This window comes from Polaribacter filamentus (assembly GCF_002943715.1).
Classification (GTDB): domain Bacteria; phylum Bacteroidota; class Bacteroidia; order Flavobacteriales; family Flavobacteriaceae; genus Polaribacter; species Polaribacter filamentus.
Window position 1 is genome coordinate 1,835,126 of sequence record NZ_MQUA01000013.1, and the last position, 19,018, is coordinate 1,854,143.

The 19,018-nt window shown below is 31.1% G+C and carries 19 protein-coding genes and 1 tRNA gene; 7 read left to right on the forward strand and 13 right to left on the reverse strand.

From position 1 onward, the window contains the following. Positions 1–10 precede the first annotated feature (10 nt). The 4 genes from BST83_RS19905 (at position 11) to BST83_RS10700 (ending at position 2,733) form a co-directional block, all read left to right on the forward strand. Positions 11–184: a hypothetical protein gene (locus BST83_RS19905; protein WP_170062775.1), complete on the forward strand. Its 174-nt coding sequence runs from the start codon at positions 11–13 to the stop codon at positions 182–184. Positions 185–270: 86 nt separating this feature from the next. Beyond that, the gene (locus BST83_RS10690) at positions 271–645 is read left to right on the forward strand and encodes a phage tail-like protein (protein WP_146092148.1); all 375 of its coding nucleotides are present in this window, start codon (positions 271–273) and stop codon (positions 643–645) included. After that, a complete protein-coding gene (locus tag BST83_RS10695) occupies positions 615–1,076 on the forward strand; it encodes a fibrobacter succinogenes major paralogous domain-containing protein (RefSeq protein ID WP_104809779.1) in 462 nt (153 codons plus the stop codon). The genes BST83_RS10690 and BST83_RS10695 overlap by 31 nt, the downstream gene beginning before the upstream one ends. 292 nt (positions 1,077–1,368) lie before the next feature. Continuing rightward, positions 1,369–2,733 (forward strand): peroxiredoxin family protein, encoded by a 1,365-nt coding sequence (locus BST83_RS10700; RefSeq protein ID WP_104809780.1) that lies wholly within the window; start codon positions 1,369–1,371, stop codon positions 2,731–2,733. 891 nt (positions 2,734–3,624) lie between these two features. Here BST83_RS10700 and BST83_RS20675 read toward each other — a convergent pair. From BST83_RS20675 to BST83_RS10745, 8 genes are all read right to left on the reverse strand, one after another. Then, positions 3,625–3,771, reverse strand: a complete 147-nt coding sequence (locus BST83_RS20675; RefSeq protein ID WP_240614725.1) for a hypothetical protein — start codon at positions 3,769–3,771, stop codon at positions 3,625–3,627. Next, entirely contained in the window at positions 3,772–5,313 is a 1,542-nt protein-coding gene (locus tag BST83_RS10710; RefSeq protein ID WP_104809781.1) for a Fic family protein, read from the reverse strand. A 1,547-nt stretch (positions 5,314–6,860) separates the two neighbouring features. Further along, on the reverse strand, positions 6,861–7,061 hold the full coding sequence (locus BST83_RS19620; protein WP_146092149.1) for a hypothetical protein: 201 nt from the start codon (positions 7,059–7,061) through the stop codon (positions 6,861–6,863). Beyond that, entirely contained in the window at positions 7,036–7,377 is a 342-nt protein-coding gene (locus BST83_RS10725) for a hypothetical protein (protein ID WP_104809783.1), read from the reverse strand. The genes BST83_RS19620 and BST83_RS10725 overlap by 26 nt, the downstream gene beginning before the upstream one ends. A 3-nt stretch (positions 7,378–7,380) precedes the next feature. Next, on the reverse strand, positions 7,381–7,680 hold the full coding sequence (locus BST83_RS10730) for a helix-turn-helix domain-containing protein (RefSeq protein ID WP_104809784.1): 300 nt from the start codon (positions 7,678–7,680) through the stop codon (positions 7,381–7,383). Between the two features lie 84 nt (positions 7,681–7,764). Beyond that, positions 7,765–8,685 carry a hypothetical protein gene (locus BST83_RS10735; RefSeq protein WP_104809785.1) on the reverse strand — a complete coding sequence of 307 codons (921 nt, stop codon included), beginning with the start codon at positions 8,683–8,685 and terminating at the stop codon, positions 7,765–7,767. A gap of 71 nt (positions 8,686–8,756) precedes the next feature. After that, the gene (locus tag BST83_RS10740; RefSeq protein ID WP_104809786.1) at positions 8,757–9,977 is read right to left on the reverse strand and encodes a site-specific integrase; all 1,221 of its coding nucleotides are present in this window, start codon (positions 9,975–9,977) and stop codon (positions 8,757–8,759) included. Between the two features lie 261 nt (positions 9,978–10,238). Beyond that, positions 10,239–10,323 (reverse strand) — tRNA-Ser (locus BST83_RS10745). Between the two features lie 230 nt (positions 10,324–10,553). Between BST83_RS10745 and aroC the strand changes: the two genes are divergently transcribed. The 3 genes from aroC (at position 10,554) to BST83_RS10760 (ending at position 13,749) form a co-directional block, all read left to right on the forward strand. Next, complete coding sequence (aroC, locus tag BST83_RS10750) at positions 10,554–11,618, forward strand: chorismate synthase (protein ID WP_104809787.1); 1,065 nt, start codon at positions 10,554–10,556, stop codon at positions 11,616–11,618. A gap of 128 nt (positions 11,619–11,746) precedes the next feature. After that, positions 11,747–12,742: a heparan-alpha-glucosaminide N-acetyltransferase domain-containing protein gene (locus BST83_RS10755; RefSeq protein ID WP_240614726.1), complete on the forward strand. Its 996-nt coding sequence runs from the start codon at positions 11,747–11,749 to the stop codon at positions 12,740–12,742. Between the two features lie 119 nt (positions 12,743–12,861). Then, positions 12,862–13,749 (forward strand): alpha/beta hydrolase, encoded by an 888-nt coding sequence (locus BST83_RS10760; protein ID WP_104809788.1) that lies wholly within the window; start codon positions 12,862–12,864, stop codon positions 13,747–13,749. Between the two features lie 58 nt (positions 13,750–13,807). Here BST83_RS10760 and BST83_RS10765 read toward each other — a convergent pair whose 3' ends face one another. From BST83_RS10765 to BST83_RS10785, 5 genes are all read right to left on the reverse strand, one after another. After that, positions 13,808–15,319 (reverse strand): NADP-dependent isocitrate dehydrogenase, encoded by a 1,512-nt coding sequence (locus tag BST83_RS10765; RefSeq protein WP_104809789.1) that lies wholly within the window; start codon positions 15,317–15,319, stop codon positions 13,808–13,810. Positions 15,320–15,644: 325 nt separating this feature from the next. After that, on the reverse strand, positions 15,645–16,403 hold the full coding sequence (locus tag BST83_RS10770) for an autotransporter domain-containing protein (RefSeq protein ID WP_146092150.1): 759 nt from the start codon (positions 16,401–16,403) through the stop codon (positions 15,645–15,647). A 48-nt stretch (positions 16,404–16,451) separates the two neighbouring features. Next, entirely contained in the window at positions 16,452–16,961 is a 510-nt protein-coding gene (locus BST83_RS10775; protein WP_146092151.1) for an outer membrane protein assembly factor BamB family protein, read from the reverse strand. A 278-nt stretch (positions 16,962–17,239) separates the two neighbouring features. After that, a complete protein-coding gene (locus BST83_RS10780; RefSeq protein ID WP_104809792.1) occupies positions 17,240–17,677 on the reverse strand; it encodes a hypothetical protein in 438 nt (145 codons plus the stop codon). Positions 17,678–17,724: 47 nt separating this feature from the next. Then, positions 17,725–18,981 carry a lipase family protein gene (locus BST83_RS10785; RefSeq protein ID WP_146092152.1) on the reverse strand — a complete coding sequence of 419 codons (1,257 nt, stop codon included), beginning with the start codon at positions 18,979–18,981 and terminating at the stop codon, positions 17,725–17,727. Positions 18,982–19,018 lie beyond the last annotated feature (37 nt).

The window sequence follows — 19,018 nt, forward strand, 5'->3', positions numbered from 1 at the left end:
TATAGTACACATGAAAAATAACAAAAAACAAGCAGCAGCTGAAATCTCTAGAAAAGAAGCGATTTCTAAAATAGGAAATTACGGTAAATACGCAGCATTAACTGCTTTAGGTACTTACTTAATTTTAAATCCACAAAAAGCGCAAGCTTCTAGTGCTGCAGATACTCCAGGTAGTAATTTTTAAAATAAACCAGAAATAACACTTAAATCATGAAAAAAATCTTATTAAGTGCTGCATTAATAGCAGCAAGTTTTACAGGTATTGCTCAAGTGGGTGTAGGTACCACCACGCCAGCAGGAGCTTTAGATATCGTGTCTACAACCAGCGGTCTTGTAATGCCACGTGTGGCAAATACTAGTGCAGTAGTTAACCCAAATGGAGGCGCTATAGAAAACGGAACAATGGTCTATGATTTATCAGCTAACTGTGTTAAATTTTATGCAAACGGTGCTTGGACAGGCTGCATTCAATTTTCAGCAGTTCCACCTCCAACTTCTCAAGTATCATCGGATGGAGCTGGCGGTTTCTATACTTTTTTGAGTCACAACTTAGGCGCAGATACTTCACTAGACCCACATACACCAGTAAAAGGGCTGAACGGTGATTATTACCAATGGGGAAAAATGCACCTGACGCTGACGTAGATAATTTGATAGGTAGTACTTGGGGAGACCAAGGAGGTACTACGGCTAATGGAAACTGGACACCTGGCGCAAAAGGTCTTCAAGACCCTTGCCCTGCAGGTTATAGAGTGCCTAGCAGTGCGGAATGGGTAGCTGTATACACTAACAATACCGCTAGTGAAACAGGTACGTTTGCAAGCAGTAATACTAATTATGGTTCTGCTTTACATTACGGTACAGCAGGAGACCCTAAACAATTGACCTTGCCTGCTGCTGGCTACCGCGGCAGCACCAATGGCACGCTCGGCGGCCGTGGTAACGAAGGCGACTACTGGAGTAGTACAGAGAATGGCAGCAGTGCTTACGTCTTAGCCTTCGATAGCGACGACGAGTACCCGGCCAGCATCGGCAATCGTACGCTCGGCTTTTCGCTCCGTTGTATCGCAGAATAAATTCTATTTATTTTATGTATTTGTCTATTTACAATATTTTTTAAATCGGCGGCGAAGCCGTCGATTTTTTTTAAAGCAAGAAACAGCAAATAACCATCAAAGAAATAATAGCTAAAGAAGAAGGGAAATATATTTTTAGCTATAAGCAAGGAGCGTTTTGGGTGTGTTATGAGCAAAGTGCTATTTTCTAAACCCCTTGCTTGTTATACAAAATGGGGTACTTTAATTCGAACATCAAAAAAATAATGCGATATAAAAACCTTAAACAACAAAACAATAAATATCTATTAAGATGATAAAAAAAATACTAGTACCCCTTTTTTTATTTATAGCCATAAATAGCTTTTCTCAATCTATTTCTATGGATTTTCCTGCCTTTGCAGGTAAAACTTACGATTTTATCATTTTTCAGGGTAGCAAACAAGAAACCGTACAGCAAGATAGCATACCCGCTAACGGTAAGTTTACCTTAACCATACCCAAAAAATATGCCCCTTATAATGGCATGTGCCGCTGGTTAATTACAGGTACTGCCCAAGGTGGTGGTTTAGACATGGCAATACCTGGGCATAATTTTGCGGTAACTTGCCTAAGCGATACCCCAGATACTAACAATATTGTCTATACTGGTTTTGATGCTGTAAACGAATTGAACAGCCTAAATACCCAACAACAGCAAATCATAGAAAAATTTGCAGTTGTAAGTAAGGCTTCGGTTTTGTATGCAGAAAATAAAAAGCTGTACACAATTTTTAATAAAGAAAAAATAAAACAAAAAGAAGCGTTCGAAAACTTTAACAAACAACTAAAGAGCAACCCCAGTTTTAATGCCCGCTTTTTACCCATAGTAAATCTTACAAATGGCATACCGCCGCATTTAACAGCTAATGAAGACGAAAAAGCAGCTATCTACAACCAATTTATAACCAAAGACCTAAATTTTAATGATTTATATGTATCAGGGCACTGGACCGCTATTATACGAGATTGGGTAGGTTACCAAAGCAATTCTGTACAAGATATCGCCCAATTTGTAAAAGATTTTAAATTGATAAGTGCTAGAATAACCAACCCAACGCAGTACACCGATTTTGTGGGGAAACTTACCTATTACTTAACCACGTATGGTAAAGATAATTATGTAGACGCCATTGCAAACGCTGTGGTGGGTTCTGGTAAAGTGAATGCGTATGCAGGCAGTTTGCAAGTGTATATAAAGGCTATAATGGGTAAGCAAGCTCCAGATATCGTTATTAAAGAAAATGTAGGGTCAGAAAAAGAAGTGAACCTTGTAAATACACTTTTAAAAACAGACGCTTTCGAATCTAAATATACTTTACTATTGTTTTACCAATCTGATTGTGGGCCTTGCAAAAAAACCATAGCGGCACTAAAGGAGCATTGTTCTAATCTTGTTGCCAAAGGCATAAAAATAGTTGCGCTTTCTGCAGATACAGACTCGCAGGTATTTAAAGACAACGCAGCAGCATTTCCATGGAAGGATACGTATTGTAATTTAGAGGGTTTTAATGGTATTAATTTTAAGAATTATGCAGTAACTGGCACACCTACGATGTTTGTTTTAGATAGTAAAGGCATCCTGCTTAAAAAAATAGCGACTATAGAACAGTTATTAACTTGGAGTGAAAAGTTATAATACCGATAAAAATTTAGATTTAAAAAGTGCTTGATTGTAGTATACCCTTTAAAAAGGTATTTGTACAACACCCCCAATTTTAATCTAAAAACAAATACATTTAGTATACTGTTTTTTATAAATAAAGGTAATACAACCCATAATATGCAAGGTATTCAAAGTAACCAATGCTCAAATTCATAGATTTTAATAATGCTAAAACTTACAAAGGAACAAACTGTTGTTTTTAATGGAAAAAGAATGAAAAAAGGCATTGATTTTAATTGAACTTTCAATGGTTTTGATTCTTAAATTTAATTAAAAATCAGCAAAATAATAAAAACCCACAACCAAAGGAACTCCCCCGTAAAATCAATTGCGGAGCGGATTTTAAAAGAGCTAAAAAAACGATGAAAAATCAAGGTGTATTTACTTTGGGATGCATTCGATAAATAAGTTGTTTTTTAGGTGTTTAAAAAATAGAGGTATATATCGGTTCTTTTAGATCAAAAAATCAAAACGCTCCCTAAATTCTTTCAATATCGTTTTATTTAAAAAAATAAAATTGTTTTATAAAATAACAAACAGCACTCTTTTCAGTATATTTATAAGCCTACTTATTTGTACTAAAATTATTTTAAAAAAGCCCATTGCTTTATTTTAAAAATAAAAATTATTTTGAGTTACCAGAAAATAAAGAGTACTCGCTTTAGTGCCCGAGCGATTTTTGAAATTGCAAGAAAATAGTGAAATTTTACCTCGTAAACACTTAAAAACAATAAGTTACAGCCTTATAAAACCAAAAAAGCACCTCATAAATGAGATGCTTTTGCGGTCTGGACGGGTTTTGGATTTTTCAAACACATTGCCTTTGGCTAAGTGATTGAGAATACCATCAAATTCTTTATCGGTCTAAATCGCTTTATTAAATACTTCTAATTGACTCTTTAAATTAGAGGCCAAGGCATCACCATCCATTACTTTCACAGAGGCATAGCCTAGTTCTACTAATTGTTTGATTAAATTATTCTCTAAGACGGCTTCTGATTGATGGCTCATTTATCTTTCTAAAAAAATGCTTTTATAATTCGTTTCTATTTCCTTAATTTCTTTCTCTTTTAACGTCAAAAATTCCTTTTTCAAAGCTCTTTTTGATAATACCCCATCATTTTGCTCTAAAAAACGAACTACTATAGCAACCATTTTATCCGGCATTTCAAAATGGTTATCTATATATTTTTTAAAATCATCATAGTTTTGCAAATAGGTTACTTCTTCCGGAATAACACGTTCTAAGGTATCTTGAACACAGTCATATAAAAATTCTGCTTGTTTAGTTGCGTCAAAATAGCGGTAAAGATCCATCGTGTCATTTGTAACTTCTACATTATGATCTTCGGTTTCATTCCACTCAATATGGTCCAATAAGGGATGTGAATACGATTCTAAAACGGTTTTATAATCATCAATGTGGTCTAGTATTGATGACGATACAGGAAAAATAACGCCTTGTTGTGTAAACTTTTTTTTCGCCAAAATATGATGAATAATATAACGATGTAAACGGCCATTTCCATCAATAAAAGGGTGGATAAAAACAAAGCCAAATGCTATGGTAGCTGCTGCTAATACGGCATCATAGGTAAAATCTTGCAATGATTCATTGGTGGCAATTAATCCTTTTAACAATTGTTCAACATTATCTTCTTTGGCGGAAATATGGTCCGGAATTGGTTCGCCTGTAGCACGGTCGTGTTCTCCAACAAATCCACCTTTTTTTCGCAGCCCCATATCTATAAACCTACTGTTTTCTATTACTATTTGCTGTAAGCGAATTAATTCCTCAATACTTAATGTTTTTTGACCTGCTTGACCAATAGCCTTTCCCCACCTCATTGCTCTATTATTTCCTGGATTTTCACCTTCTATGGTAAAAGAAGCCTTTGAGTCTTTTAACAACAAAAAAGAAGATGCTCTTTGTAAGACATCTTTATGGATACTATTTAGAAATGCATTTTTTTTACCAGTTACATTCGCATTAATATGATTTTCTAATTTTTTAGTTTTAAATATTAATGGGCAAAAGTCTTTTGTTCCAGGAAGGTTGTTTATAATACGATGACGCGGTGAGCTTATTCCTTGAATTGCGAATTGTAATTTTTCGTCTATTAAAGGAATTGCCTTTTTTATGGTTAAATCAGGAATGTCTAATTTTTCGTTCATTAACCACTCATAGAGAAACCAAATTTTTCGGCTATACATACCTGTTGGTGCTATTCTAAGAATTTCGAGTACCTCTTGTGTTGTTAATTTTTCAAATATCTTTTTAAAAACTAATAGATGAACACCTTCATATTTTAAGGCAAATACCATTTGTTTGTAGAGCGATTCTTCTGGCTTATGTTTTGGAGTAAATACTTTCCACCCTTCTATTTCATACTTTTTATTTTTATCACTTATAAGTGCTATAATTTCAGGTATTGGCACTGGTAATTCTAAATAATTAATGAGTGCTCCATACCCTACAACTGCACCTTCTTCAGGCAGTTCTCTTCCGTGAAAAGCAGGTATTCTAATTGAAATATGAGTATTTACATTCATTATTTGAAAATTTTAGGTATTCAAATATACATGAAAAACAGGTATTTTATATGAAATATGGGTATTATTATTGTTTTTATGTGAGAAACAGGTTTTATTCGTTATTTCGATAATTAGGATTTATACAAACATTTGCTGCAACTACATAATATCCTTCTAAATTATTTTTATTAGCAATATCTTCTATCGAAATAATCGGATTGACTTACAATGCCTTGTGTTGACGAGTTTATTAAAACGTAATTAACACTATTATCTTTGTTTTTCTTGCTTACCTTGTTCGGTCACGGAGGTAATAGCTTTTTTTGATTAGACTTTAAAATAACAATCTTTTACTAAAAAATATTGTTGTTTTTAAAGAGCATGCTTCTTTTGTTTGTAATGATAAGATTAGACTCAAATCTACATAGAAAATCCGCGAGGAGTTTCGTAAATAGAAGATTACTGGCAAGTAATTTTAAAATGTGTTTATCAATGATTTCACAGCTATTTCATTTATATTGAGTTGAGGTACTATTAGATACCAAAAAAGTTAAATTATGTCCTATTTTTATCGATTTATTAATGTGAACTATTACAAAAATCATAATCCATCGTTTCCCCAACAAAACCAGCATGCCACCTAACCATAATACGCAAGGTTTTAAATGCAACTAATGATTCAAATTCATTGACTTTAATCGATTTTAAGGATGCTAAAATTCACAAAGGAACGAACGATTGTTTTGAATGGAAAAAAGGGGTGAAAAAGGTATTAAAAACTTAAAAAATATCTCCTATAATAATTTTGAAAAATTCAATTGTTTTCTTGACAATGATTTTCATTGTTTTCAATTGAACTTTCAATGGTATTCATCCTTTAATTTTATTAAAAATCATCAAAAACGACAAGAACATACAAACAAAGGAAATCCCCAATAAAATCAATGGCGGAGCGGTTTTTTAAAAGAACTAAAAAACAATGAAAAGTCAATGCGCGTTTACTTTGGAATGTATCCTTTAAAATAAGTTGTTTTGACAGGTATTAAAAAAGTAGCTTTATCCATTGTTTTTTTAATCAAAAAACCAAAACACTCCCTAAGTGCTCTCAACATTACTTTATTTTAAAAAATAAAAATTGTTTTGTAAAATAATAAACAGCACTCTTTTCAGTATATTTATAAACCCACTTGCTTGTTCTAAAATTATTTTAAAAAAGCCAGTTGCTTTATTTTAAAAATAAAAATTATTTTGAGTTACAAAAAAAAAAGAGAGTCCCCGGTTTAGTCCCGAGTGGTTTTTGAGATTACAGAAAAATAGTGAAATTTTACAATTTAAATACTTGATAAAAAGTATATTACATTTTTTAGAAAACGAAAAAAGCACCTGTTTACTATTTTAATCCACAAAAACTTAATAAAAAAACAATGGATATCGCCAAATAAAATTGAACTTTTTACTCAAAATTTAATTTTACTATCTACTTAAAAACCTATACCAAAAAGTTAGCTTCCAGAATAATTATTATTGCCCAAAATAATAATTATTCCCTAAAATAATGAAATCTCTTAATTTACTTCATCATCTTTTTTCCTCTTTTGGTTGCTATAATAGATACAACTTAAACCTATTACAGCCATAATAGAAATTATGATGATGAAGTTTATTCTTTTTACGTTTTCATTCTCAATTGATAAAATGTTTTGATTTGATGTTTTCTCTATCATTACATAGAGACTCGGATCAATTACTTCGTATGATTTTGACATTAGATGAATTATAAATAATTATAAAATTATAGATACAATAACCTGTTGTACCTTCAGTTTTGCAAGTAGAATTATAGATTGTAAAATTAAACCCTTTTCCTTTTAAGAACTCTTTATGAAAGGTCTCATTATCTTTATCAGCCATAATATCATTTAAAATTTTTAAATTGTTATTTAATGGTCTGTCGACAAATGCTTTTTCTACTCTAAGTTGATTTGCCCTTGTATTGTGAAATTTTATACGATTTTTAGAATTTTCAAATTTTTGATTATTACGTTTGGGGTTAAATTCTTCATTTGTAAACGGATCTCTCATAATCTATAATTTTACTGAGTTTTCTTTTAAAATCAAATCAATGTATTTTACTTCATATAAAAAGATTTCTCCTAGTTTAGTATATGGCAACAATCCAGTTTCACGATACTTAACGATTGTATTGTTAGACAAACCAAATAAGCGTTTTAAGTCATTATTCCGATAATACTTTGGAACAGTATTATTAGATGAACTTATTGAAAATAGGGCGCTTAAATGATCCAATTTTTTAACGATTGGTTCAAGTAAATATTTAATTGTGTTGATTGTTGGTATTCTTATTTCTTCTGTGCTATAGGACATATTGTTTTGTTTAAGTCTTGAAAGCAGCTAAGAACTCAAAAAAGAGGTTGTTATCTTTAAAAATAGAGCGAATTTAGAGCGAATTCAATCTCTGAGCCTATTCTTCCGATTTTGGAGTTTTAAGATGAACTCATCTATAAACTCTTTATGCGCTTTTACTTCAGAGGAAGAGGGAGAAGCAACTTCAGAATATTCTCTATTAAAACTATGAATAGAAGTTCTTTGATTTTCATTATTTTGATAACTGAAATTATTTTGAACAAATCGCTTCATTTCCAGTCTATTGTTATTTTCATTTATTTCATCAAAAACTAAAAAATCTTCTTCTAGCAATATTCTAAATAAATGTGCGACACTTTTTTTATTAAGATTGATATGACAAAGATTCTCCTTTATATTCTTTGGAGTAATTATAAAATCTTCAAAATCTAAAGATTTAAAATCGATGTATTCTGCATCCATATGAATTGAATATATAAAACCATGTAAGTCTTTTAAAGCTTCACTATAAACAGATAATACAAACAACAACCTGCCTTTTTCAAAATCAATTTCAGTCTGAAAATCATTCATTCCCGATGAATGAAAACGCAAAAAATTAAATAATTCAGACTCATTTGTAGCTTCAGAGCTAGAGTCTATTTTGTATTCTTTATAAAGGTCACTGTTTGAAGCAGGGATGCTTTCATGAGAGGTAATATCTGACATTTTATCTGAAAACAGTTCGAAAAACTCAAATGAACTGTATTTATAATCCTCTATATACTCGACTTTAGTCCAAATGTAGTCTAATAAGTCCTGTAGATATTCAGCTTGTTTATGTCCGTGTTTTAATTGTTTATGCAATAAGTTTTTGATATTCTTAATCTTTTCTGAATAGTAATCATCCTCAATTTCATTTATCCATTTATTGTTAAACAGGTATGTGTTATAGATTTTAGAAAAATTTATTTTATACTTAACTAACTCATTAACTGCTTGGTCTGTTTTATACTTGTAATTCATAAGTAAATAGGTTGTCAGCTAATATACTATTTTCTTTGAAAATAATCAAGTAAAACAACTCTGTTGCTAGACTAACTATATATTTCTGTTAAGCGCTTCATATCATCATTAACACTTGAGTCTAAAACTTTTGCATAGTGTTGTGTTTGCTTGACATTTGAGTGTCCCATCATAGCAGAGACATTTTCTAATTTAACACCATTACCCAATGTTACAGTTGTAGCAAATGTATGTCGAGCAACATACCAAGTTAAGTTCTTATCTATTCCACATAAATCTGCTACCTCCTTAAGATACGCGTTCATTTTTTGATTTGACATTGAAGGAATCAATCCTAATTGCAAACCTTTATATTTTAAAATAATTCTATGTGCAGTTGGTAATACAGGAACATTGGCTCTTATTCCTGTTTTAATTCTATCGGTAACAATCCAAAAATCTCCAGCATTATTACAAATCATATTTTTATCTGTAAGACTTTGCGCATCAATAGGCGCATATCCTGTGTAACAACTAAAAAGAAAAATATCCTTAACTTTTTCCAATCTTTCGATATGGAATATCTTTTTTTCAATTTTATCTAACTCTTCTTTCGTTAAATAGATAGCATCTTTTACCTGTAATCTTCCTTCAAATTTATTAAAAGGGTTTCTAACAATAAGCTCAAGCTTTAGTCCAAAATTGCATACCGTTTTAAAATTTTTAAAATATTTTACAACAGAATTATTCTTAATTCCAACCTTTCCTTTATAAACGCTTTCATATCTTAAGAAGGATTCTAAATTATAAATAAAAGAACCATTTACTTTATCGAGAGCAATGTTTTCCAATCCATAGTTTTTAGATAAAAAGAGTTTTATCAACTCTTTAGAACGCTTATACTTTTGCAAGGAAGCTGCAGAGCGTTCTCCTACATTCACTCTCTTTTGAAATGCACTATTGTGAATTTCAAATATATCCAAAAGCCCTATAGTTTGTTCCTTTTTAGCAGGCCTTCCAATAATCTCGTGCTTGATAGCATTCATGTCTACCAAAGAGTTTTCTCTAATTAATTGCGATACTTTTCTTTCAAAATTTAGTAACAAAGAATCAAGCGACGCTTTAATCACTTTTTCCTTTTCTAACTTCAAAGGATTTCTGAGATTGTTTGTAAAATTCCAACGTTTCAAAGAAATATTTTGCCGAACACTCATGGTTATCGATTGCTGCTCAAACTTTATTTTTGCATAAATTGGACATTCACCATTACTTTTAACTTTTTCTGACTTAATAAAATAAATAATTTGTACCATTTTTGTGTTTTTAAATTAAAGCAAATCTTATTTAAAAACATCCTAAACAACCAATGATTACAGCGAATTCGGAGCGAATTATTTTAATCTAGTTACCCTATTTTTTAAATATTACTAAAAAAGCAATAGGGACATGCATAGGGTAACTAAACTTTGCTGTTTTATGTGTCTTTTGAAAGTGTGTGAAAAAGAAAAAACCCTATAAATGCTACATTTATAGGGTGTTTAAGTTGAATAAGTTTTAATTAAAACTGAATTCTGCGGAGAAAGAGGGATTCGAACCCCCGGACCTGTTACAGTCAACAGTTTTCAAGACTGCCGCATTCGACCGCTCTGCCATTTCTCCAGAAGTCTCATCAGGTATTCCCTGAATGCGGATGCAAATATAGAAACCTTTTTCATTATAGAAAAATAAAATTTTACATTTTTTGAATATCATATAAAATAATTTATATGTAACTAATAATCAGCAATCTTAAAAACTTAATTTCCATTAGAAATCGTGTGGAATTAACATGTACTAGTTTATATTTCTATATAGTTTACTATATTTGCACAACTTATAATGTAAAATTTATGTCTTTTAATTCTTTCGGAAATCTTTTAAAAGTAACAACCTATGGTGAATCTCACGGAACTGCTATTGGCGGAATCATAGATGGTTTTCCAGCAGGATTAGAATTAAATTTTGATGCTATTCAAAATGAGTTAAACAGACGTAAACCTGGCCAGTCTAAGATAGTTACACAGCGTAAAGAACCAGATACCGTTGAATTTCTTTCTGGCATTTTTGAGGGAAAAACAACAGGAACTTCCATTGGTTTTGTAATAAAAAACACAAACCAAAAAAGTAAGGATTACAATCACAACACAAATGTGTACAGACCATCTCACGCCGATTTTACGTATGATAAAAAATTTGGAGTTCGAGATTATAAAGGTGGTGGAAGAAGTTCTGCTCGTGAAACAGCGAATTGGGTAGTTGCTGGCGCTTTAGCCAAACAATTAATTGCGAGTATTCAAATCAATGCATTTACATCATCTGTTGGTGATATTTTTCTTGATAAACCATACCAAGATCTAGATTTCACAAAAACTGAAAAGAATATTGTTCGATGTCCTGATGAAGCATCCGCAGAAAAAATGATTACCAAAATTCAAGAAATAAGAAAAGCTGGTGATACAATTGGTGGCACAATTACTTGTGTTGCGCAAAATGTTCCTGTTGGTTTGGGCGAACCCATTTTTAATAAGCTACATGCAGAATTAGGTAAAGCAATGCTTACTATAAATGCTGTTAAAGGCTTCGAATTTGGTAGCGGTTTTTGTGGTGCAAAGATGAAAGGTTCTGAACACAATGACATTTTTAATGCAGATGGCTCAACTCAATCTAATTTATCTGGCGGCATTCAAGGTGGAATTAGCAACGGAATGGACATTTATTTTAGAGTTGCTTTTAAACCCGTAGCCACAATTATGACCAATCAACAAACGATAAATTCTGATGGCGAACTTACAGAAATTACTGGAAAAGGAAGACATGATCCTTGTGTTGTTCCAAGAGCGGTGCCTATTGTAGAAGCCTTAACTGCTTTAGTTTTAGCAGATTTTTGGTTGATAAATAGAACCCGAAAAATTTAATATACTTTCCCTTTTATTGATTAAATTTATAAGAAATAAATATATTTAGTTTATTTTTATGGCCTTTGATGAAAAATTAATAGCTTATGCATCATTAAAGTGGTGTTTAATTTAGAAATATTGTGTCTGTGAATAACAAAAGACTTTATTTTATTGATATTATTAGAGCTTTTGCAATATTAATGATGTTGCAAGGTCATTTTATAGATACCCTTTTAGCTACACAATATAGAGACTTAAATGCAATACCCTTCTCTGTTTGGTCCTATTTTAGAGGAATTACTGCTCCAACTTTTTTTACAATCTCAGGATTAGTTTTTACTTATTTATTACTAAAAGCAAAAGAAAAAGGAGAAACGAATTTGAGAATGAGAAAAGGACTTTTTAGAGGATCTTTTTTAATTTTTGTGGGTTATTTAATACGAATTCCTTTCTTTAGATGGTTTACAGGAGAATTTAGCACCTATTTTTTAGTGATAGATGTGTTGCAATGTATTGGACTTAGTTTAATCTTAATTGTTACTCTTTATTATTTATGTAATAAAAAAACACTTATTTTTTCTGTGATTAACTTATTCTTAGGTATCGTTATTTTTTTAACAGAAAGAATGTATTATAATTTAAATTTCGAAAAACTTCCGCTCGTATTTAGTAATTATATTTCTAAAGCAAATGGCTCTGTTTTTACGATTATACCTTGGTTTGGCTATGTTGCATTTGGTGCTTTTATAGCAACTTTATTTCATGGATATCTAAAAAAACCCAAATTTAAAACAGCTATAATATCCTCCTTTTTTATTACCGGGTTTGTCTTAATTTTTTATTCATCACATATATTAACTTCAATCTATAGGGTAACACACATCAAAATATTTTTAGAATCTGCCGATTACAACTACCTATTTACAAGATTAGGCAACGTTTTATTATACTTCGCTTTTTTCTATTCTTTTGAAGAATACCTAAAATTACCTTTAATTTTAAAGATTGGACAGAAAACACTATCTATTTATATAATTCATTTTATAATTATTTATGGCAGTTTTACAGGCATAGGATTAAATACAATAATTGGCAAAAATTTAACGCCTATACAAGGTGTTTTTGGGCAATTATTTTCTTAATTTGTGTTTGTATTATTTCATTCTATTATGTAAAAACCAACGCATTTTTATATAGTCGTTTAAGGCGTTTATTTGATAAACTCAAAAAGATATTCTAACTTTCAACTTCTACTTTGTGCATGAAATATTATATATCTTTTCTATTTATATTTTGTTTTAAATTAAGTTTTTCTCAGGTTTTATATTTAGACAAAGGATTTAGTGTTTCAAAAAAAACTCATACATACAAGACTATTGATGCTACAAAAAAATTAAAATTTGATTTTTATAAGCCAGTAGAAGCAATAGATGAATCGCCTTTACTAATCTATGTTCATGGTGGTGGTTTTTCTGGAGGGAAAAGAAATAGTAAAAATGCCGTACGTTTTGCAAAACAAATGGCAGAGCGCGGTTATGCTGTTGCATCAGTCTCTTATCGTTTAACTATGCGAAACGTAGGTTTTGGATGCACTACTAATTATTCGGATAAAATTAAAGCCTTTAATTCAGCATCCGAAGATACTAGTTTTGCTGTAAAATATATCCTTAAAAATAAGGAGCAATTTAATGTTAGTTCTAATAAAATAATACTAATAGGAACTAGTGCGGGTGCAGAAACTGTTTTAAACCTTGTGTATGTGCATAAAAATAAAATTTTACCGGAACATTTTAAGTTTGCTGGCGTAATTAGTATGGCTGGCGCGGTTACTTCTGTAAAAAATATTACTTCAAAAAATGCAATCCCTACTCAACTTTTTCATGGAACAAATGACAAATTAGTTCCTTATAAAATTGCATCTCATCATTATTGCAGTAAAAAATCAAATGGGTATTTACTACTTTATGGCTCCAAGTCCATAGCTGATAAATTAAAAAAAATAGGAAAACCGTTTTATTTATATACCGTTAAAAAAGGAGACCATAGTTGGTCTATAAGACCTATGATTTACGCTAAAACTGAAATTATAGATTTCTTGTATTATGATGTTTTGAAAAAGAAAAATAGACAAACGGAAATTACTATATAAAAAACCAGTTGAAATATTAAAAATTTCAACTGTTTTTAAATTAATTCAAATTTAATATTTATTCTCCTTGCCCTAAAGAGAAACCTCTTTTTCCATCAAACTCATATAAATTTTCGGTTTTTATAATTTCAAAACCTTTATGATGCAATAGCGATTGTAAAGCTATAATTTTCTCAAAATCTACTTGGTTATAAACTTTTTCACCATCAATTTTAGAATCTACATCAACAAATCTGCATCTCCAATGATCTGTACAGTAGGTTTCTTTCATTCCTTCAGGGTAAACTTTTACACCTCTGTTTGTAATCATTTTTAATTTCATTTTAAACGAATTGATGCTAATTAAAGTATCTCCAATTTCATTTGGATTTTTACCTTTCCAATTGATAAAAATATCAACACCCACTAAAACCTGTTTTTGCTCTTTTCTTACATATTCTGGAATAACAATTTTTCCATTTCCAGCGGATAAATTACTAACAGGTAATTGTTGAGGAGTTTTTCCTAAATTCTTTATAATTTGATCTGCAAATTCGCTTGTTGAAACAATTTCTTTGGTAATTGCTTCTTGATAAACGTCTGCTGTATGATAACCTTGCTCTAAAGTTGTTAACCAAGCATTTTTAATGGCATCCGCAATTTGAGTTTTACCAACATGGGATAACATCATTACTGCTGCATTTAACAATCCTGACGGATTTGCTATTTTTTGACCAGCAATATCCAGTCCAGAACCATGAATAGCTTCAAACATTGCAACGTTTGTCCCAATATTTGCAGAACCAGCCATACCGACAGAACCAGCAATTTCTGCTGCAATATCAGAAATAATATCACCATATAAATTTGACGTTACAATAACATCGTAATTATTGGGATTTGCTGCTAAACGTGCTGAACCTATATCTATAATTTGAGAATTACTTTCAATTTCTGGATATTCTACTGCAATTTCTTTAAAAACATTATGAAATAAACCATCTGTTAATTTCATAATATTGTCGTTAACCATACAAGTAACTTTTTTTCTTCCATACGCTTTTGCATATTCAAAGGCATATCGTACAATTTTTTCGCAACCAGGTCTTGTAATTAATTTTAAACATTGTACAACATCTTGTGTTTGTTGATGCTCAATTCCTGCATATAAATCCTCTTCATTTTCTCTTACAATAACCACATCCATTCCTGCAAAATTGGTTTTTACATAAGGCGCATAAGCAGTTACAGGACGTACATTTGCAAATAACCCTAAAGATTTACGCAACGTAACATTTAAACTTTTGTAACCTTTACCTTGTGGAGTTGTAATAGGTGCTTTTAAAATAATTTTATTTTTATGGATGATTTTCCAAGTACTTTTTTCAATTCCTGCAGAATTTCCAGATAAATAAACCTGCTCTCCTATTTCAATTTTCTCTATTTGAATATTTGCGCCAGCAGCTTCTAAAATCTTTAAAGTAGCCTCCATAATTTCAGGACCAATTCCATCTCCATAAGCAACAGCTACTTTTGTAATATCTTGGTTAAAAACTTTTTTTAATTCTTCTTTTATTTGAGTATTTTCCATGATTATTTATTTTGATGATGTGAATATCAAAAAATAAATTCATTTATTTTTATATATGTTTTTATATAATGTATAAAATATTTTTATGTATATTTTTTTAAGGTTGATGCATAAGTTAAGTTTGATTCAAAAATTAAGAGTTTCAAATCCGAATGAACTACTAGCAATTTTATTATATAAAAATCCTAACCTTTTAAAGTTTAGGATTTGATATTTTTAAGCCTGTCCTGTAGGTCCAAAATTCATCGGAATTGGTGACTGATCTCTAATAATTTTATACCGTCCGATATTCTTGTAAATTTATTTTTTAAATATAGGAATGCTATCACTTATTTTTTTTATTCAAAAAATTACGCCAACTAACACCAAAACCCACGTAAAGATAACCAAATGTAAGCAGTTCAGTTGCTTTTGTTGGAGTCGTATACGAGGCAAATAAATTCAGCTTTACATTATCAAATCTGTAGCTAATAGTTTTGCCTGCGCTCAACATTAATCTTCTAGGATTTTCTCTTAAATGTTCAATTTGGCTTCCTAGAGAAAAGTTCCCTAAACTGGTGAACGCTATTTTATTATAATTTGCATAGGCTAATCTTATTGGAATATGGAACGAAAAAGTATTAATATCCTCATCATAGTTATGTATTCTATAATTTAAATTTAGTTGGGCAAAGAATTTATCATAGCTGAAATTAGCATATCTAGTTTTATCTTCGAAATGTATATTATTAAAATTACCATGACCATAACCCATAAAGTTTTCTATATAAAAGTGTTTGTCAGAAGAAATATTGGTGTAGCCAACAGCAACATCAATGCTTTTACCATTAGAGTTGTAATCTTTTAAATCTGAATGATTTTTTGCATAGGTTGCGCTTGCCTGAACTATTACATGATCTGTAATAGCATAATTACTATTTACATTAAAATTCCTAGATTCTGTACTTACATCAACTCCTCCTGAAATGGTATAATCTCCTTTACTTTCTATATCGGATATAATAAGAGGCGCATGCAAGTAATGCGGAGGTAAACATGAGGTAAACAACAATAATGAGAATAAAATAAAAAGAATGTATTTCATATAATTCGTTTTTTTTAACATCAATTCTAGCTTATTAGAACTTCTTATTTACTGATACGCCTCAAAACTATATGCATATAAATGACTTAAAGCAATTACTTTAGCAGGATTGCCATTTTTAGCAGGAAATACATAAACTGCATTCGTTTTAAAACTATTGCCTGCAGGTTCGCCTAAACTACTTGCCCCTAGTTTCCAAACATGTTGCCCGGTTTCTGTATCTATTGCATGTAATTTACCTGTAGAACCACCTACAAAATAAGCAATACCATTTAAATAACTAATTCTTCCACTAGTGCCTGCGCTTTCTGTTTTCCATAAAATAGCTCCATTTTCTGGATGAATACCATAGGTAAACGTGTCTTCATTATTGGCAATAATTTTATCATCTTCAATTATAAAACCCGAAAATAAAAAATCTTGTGGAAAAGGTTTTCGCCAAATTTGTTCTCCAGTTTCTAGGTTATGGCACACAATATTTTTACCAACCCAGGCGTACAATTTACCATTATAAATCTTTGGTTCATAAGCACTACTGTTTTGTGTTGGAGGTGCCATTAATTTACGTTCATAAACCCACGCTTTAGTGCTATCATCATACAAACCTAAATATGTATTTACAACCCAGTTTGGAGACGGTTCTGCATAAGTTATAGCATAAAGGTTAGTACTATTAGGCAGTTTTATAACATTGGTAATTGCGCCAATTAAATTATTAGGATTAATATAATCTCCTGCATAATTTGCTCTTATAACTTCTGTGGTTATATCTCCTGTATTTATATCTGTTTTAGTGGCTATAAACTCTTCATAACCATTAGTATCGATAATTGTTGCTAAATTAAAAAAAAATTATCTATACTTGGATATAGTCTACTCTCAAAAGAACTATCTCTCTGAAATCTCCATTGAGTAGTTCCAGTATCTAAATTAATACCATAGCTTCTACTACCAGTTTGATATGTCAGTAAATTATTATTTTGATAATAATAAGAAATATCAATTTGATTAGAATAGGGCAAATAACTATCATTCCAATTCCAGATAGTTTCTCCATTATCTGAGTTAATTAGTGTTAAAAAACGATTATTCTCCCCATTAGTAGTTGGTATCGCTATATTACCCTTATAATAAATAGCCTGTGATAGGTATGCGTTAGAGTTAAAAGACTTGTCATTGTGTAATGATTTCTTCCATTGGTAAGGTAAGGAGAAAACCACGCCGTCAGGATCTATTTGTAGGAGATTAGCATCTTCTTTATGGCATGATGCCATAAAGAAGATACTGGAGATTAGTGTGATAAAAAAATATTTCATAATTATTAGTTTTTAGCAGTTCTAAAAAAATCACCTGGAGCTCTATCAAAAATTTGATTAAATCGAAGTCTCGTAATATCTCCTTGGGAGCTGCTTCTCATATCTCTTACTTCTATATGGTTGGCACCTTCTACTTTGTATTTATTATCATTAGGGATGCCTTGTAATTCTTGTGTATATTGTGGTAATAATCCATCACTTGGGTAATTAACACTAACATATCTAGTTCGTTGTACCCATTTCCATTCTCCACAATCTTCATCTGGAGGAAGTCTTTCAGCTGTTTTCTGTTGTACTTCAATTCTTGGAGGATACGCACAAGGAATCCATGTATTTGTCCAATATTTTTGCGCTTCTCTTCTTGTTGTTTTTATTAGTGAACTCCAAATATTTTCACTATCGTCTATCCAGTTTCTCCCTTTTTTCCATTGTGTAGCTCTATAAGTATAAGTTGCAGTTAAACCCCAAAGAAAAGGATTCCAAAAGCCTGCTACACCTGTAACTACTGCTAAAGAAGTATTATATACATAAAAACCATGATACACCCCTCTTCCAGAATTTATAGGTCCTAACAAACTACTATCATTATTATTTAAAGTAGAACCAAACATTCTCCAATGCACAGGGCTTGTTTCTTCTCCCCACATAGAAATTCTAGGTAAAGAAGAATTATAATTGTTAATAGCATTTATTGTTGGACTCCCTACCCTTAAGTCAGCATTTGTAACTGGCGTTCCTTGTAGCGTCTGCACCAAATCATTATCTATGAATTTTTTACACAGCGTGTTGGTCGCTAAATTAGAAACGATGCCCCAAGGTAAAGAAAATACTTGTGCTAAAGGGCCATCTGCTATTTTATTACAGGCATTTTGTGCTGCGGCAGTTACACTTCCATCTAATAAAGAATTAGAAATAGGCGCACCATAATTAGGAGAAGTAACGGTAATATAGCCACCAAAAACTTTATTACTTGCAGTAGTAGTTCTATCTACATCTCTAATCATTAAACCTCCCATACTATGTCCGATACCTATATTACTAGCATTTTTTGCTCCATTACCAAAAGAATTCATAGCACTTCTTACCTGATTACCTGCATTATTTATGCCATTATCTGTATTATAAGAAGTTCTTAAACTATTTATTTTTCGTTCATTATCAAATATTTCATTATAATTTTCCCAAGAGCTTGCATCTCCATCTAATCCATGCACCCAAGCTACGTTTCTTTGTGCATTAACAGCCAGCACACCAAGTAACAAAATATTTAATAGTATTGTTTTTTGTAGTATTTTTTCA

What these genes read in the sequence shown, in the direction of transcription:
- BST83_RS19905 (WP_170062775.1), top strand. Translation starts at nt 11, where the DNA reads ATGAAAAATAACAAAAAACAAGCAGCAGCTGAAATCTCTAGAAAAGAA.
- BST83_RS10695 (WP_104809779.1), top strand. Translation starts at nt 615, where the DNA reads ATGGGGAAAAATGCACCTGACGCTGACGTAGATAATTTGATAGGTAGT.
- BST83_RS10700 (WP_104809780.1), top strand. Translation starts at nt 1,369, where the DNA reads ATGATAAAAAAAATACTAGTACCCCTTTTTTTATTTATAGCCATAAAT.
- BST83_RS20675 (WP_240614725.1), bottom strand. Translation starts at nt 3,771, where the DNA reads ATGAGCCATCAATCAGAAGCCGTCTTAGAGAATAATTTAATCAAACAA.
- BST83_RS10710 (WP_104809781.1), bottom strand. Translation starts at nt 5,313, where the DNA reads ATGAATGTAAATACTCATATTTCAATTAGAATACCTGCTTTTCACGGA.
- BST83_RS19620 (WP_146092149.1), bottom strand. Translation starts at nt 7,061, where the DNA reads ATGTCAAAATCATACGAAGTAATTGATCCGAGTCTCTATGTAATGATA.
- BST83_RS10725 (WP_104809783.1), bottom strand. Translation starts at nt 7,377, where the DNA reads ATGAGAGATCCGTTTACAAATGAAGAATTTAACCCCAAACGTAATAAT.
- BST83_RS10730 (WP_104809784.1), bottom strand. Translation starts at nt 7,680, where the DNA reads ATGTCCTATAGCACAGAAGAAATAAGAATACCAACAATCAACACAATT.
- BST83_RS10735 (WP_104809785.1), bottom strand. Translation starts at nt 8,685, where the DNA reads ATGAATTACAAGTATAAAACAGACCAAGCAGTTAATGAGTTAGTTAAG.
- BST83_RS10740 (WP_104809786.1), bottom strand. Translation starts at nt 9,977, where the DNA reads ATGGTACAAATTATTTATTTTATTAAGTCAGAAAAAGTTAAAAGTAAT.
- aroC (WP_104809787.1), top strand. Translation starts at nt 10,554, where the DNA reads ATGTCTTTTAATTCTTTCGGAAATCTTTTAAAAGTAACAACCTATGGT.
- BST83_RS10760 (WP_104809788.1), top strand. Translation starts at nt 12,862, where the DNA reads ATGAAATATTATATATCTTTTCTATTTATATTTTGTTTTAAATTAAGT.
- BST83_RS10765 (WP_104809789.1), bottom strand. Translation starts at nt 15,319, where the DNA reads ATGGAAAATACTCAAATAAAAGAAGAATTAAAAAAAGTTTTTAACCAA.
- BST83_RS10770 (WP_146092150.1), bottom strand. Translation starts at nt 16,403, where the DNA reads ATGAAATACATTCTTTTTATTTTATTCTCATTATTGTTGTTTACCTCA.
- BST83_RS10775 (WP_146092151.1), bottom strand. Translation starts at nt 16,961, where the DNA reads ATGGCACCTCCAACACAAAACAGTAGTGCTTATGAACCAAAGATTTAT.
- BST83_RS10780 (WP_104809792.1), bottom strand. Translation starts at nt 17,677, where the DNA reads ATGGCATCATGCCATAAAGAAGATGCTAATCTCCTACAAATAGATCCT.